The sequence below is a fragment of the Vibrio sp. Vb0888 genome (assembly GCF_033338835.1).
Lineage (GTDB): Bacteria > Pseudomonadota > Gammaproteobacteria > Enterobacterales > Vibrionaceae > Vibrio > Vibrio alginolyticus.
The window spans coordinates 1-1,470 of the sequence record NZ_JAWOTL010000113.1 but is presented as its reverse complement, the minus strand read 5'-3'; the positions used below and the strand labels follow the sequence as shown (position 1 = coordinate 1,470).

The 1,470-nt window shown below is 46.8% G+C and carries 2 protein-coding genes; both read left to right on the top strand.

From position 1 onward, the window contains the following. Positions 1-632: class A beta-lactamase (bla, locus tag R7P72_RS24260; protein WP_318110864.1), on the top strand; the 632-nt coding region annotated here is incomplete at its 5' end. A 302-nt stretch (positions 633-934) separates the two neighbouring features. Beyond that, positions 935-1,470 (top strand): GAF domain-containing protein (locus tag R7P72_RS24255; RefSeq protein WP_318110863.1); only part of this gene is annotated, 536 nt, incomplete at its 3' end.

The following is a 1,470-nucleotide window of genomic DNA, read 5'->3' as shown; positions in this document are numbered from 1 at the left end:
GCGACATGGACAGCGGCAAACTCAACAAAAATGCCACAGCGAAAATCGATGAACGCAATATTGTGGTTTGGTCTCCGGTGATGGATAAACTGGCTGGACAAAGCACACGTATCGAACACGCTTGTGAGGCCGCCATGTTGATGAGCGACAACACCGCCGCGAACTTAGTGCTAAATGAAATTGGTGGTCCTAAAGCGGTCACGCTGTTTTTGCGATCTATTGGCGACAAAGCAACGCGACTTGACCGATTGGAACCCCGTTTGAATGAAGCAAAACCGGGCGACAAGCGAGACACCACAACGCCTAACGCCATGGTAAACACCCTACACACCTTGATGGAAGATAACGCCCTATCTTACGAGTCACGCACACAGCTGAAAATCTGGATGCAAGACAACAAAGTATCGGATTCGCTCATGCGCTCTGTTCTGCCAAAAGGCTGGTCGATTGCAGACCGCTCTGGCGCAGGTAACTACGGTTCACGCGGCATTAGCGCGATGATCTGGAAAGACAACTACAAGCCGGTTTACATCAGTATTTACGTCACAGACACCGACCTTTCGCTTCAAGCTCGCGATCAGCTGATCGCGCAAATCAGCCAACTGATTTTAGAGCACTACAAAGAAAGTTAAGCTCGAACTCGAGCAACCAAGCCCTTCTCATTCAGCGGGGCTTTTTCTTACCTGCGCTCTCAAATGTTTAACAAATCTCTCTTATTCTTGCTGTCTTCGCTACGCTTTACCGAATGGTCACCTCTTGCTAATTAGGCATAAAAATTATCGGTTTAGACATGAGTTCAAGCTCACATTAAGCAACCTGACACTCACAAGTGGCGAGAAATAAACCATACTCTGTTAAAGGAACGTATTTTTCTTGAAAATAGCTGCGTGTTACTTATTGTTTACATTTAGAGGAATGTCTAGGGAGATGGCTATTGAGACTTGAAAGAACTTTTGACCCAAATGACTTGTCGACGCAAAACATGGAAAGCCCAATATGTTTACCGATCGGCTTTGTTCACTTTTTGGCTCAATCACAGACGTTACAGCAGGTGCTCGATACTGTCGCAGAATGGATCAATCGGATTTTTGAATCTGACCGCACCAGCATTACGCTGTACGAAAACAGTGACTACCTCAAGGTCTACTCTTTTTCCGGCAACAAAGCGATTCCTGCCGATTTTCTCGTGCCGATTGATCAAGCCTTCGTCGGGCGTGTGTTCAAAAACCAACAACTGATCATTTGCGACGACGTTTCTCAATCCGACGAGCTAGATTGCGTCATGTTGACCTCCAGCGGTATGGGCACGTGTATGGATGCGCCGCTGATGCATGGTCAAATGTGCTTGGGCACGCTTAACGTCGCGCATCATCAAACCCATTTTTATACCAAGGAACAAGCCGCACAGTTGCAATGCATTGCCAACTGGATAGCGTTGAACATTGCGCTGCATATTCAGATCATGAAAAT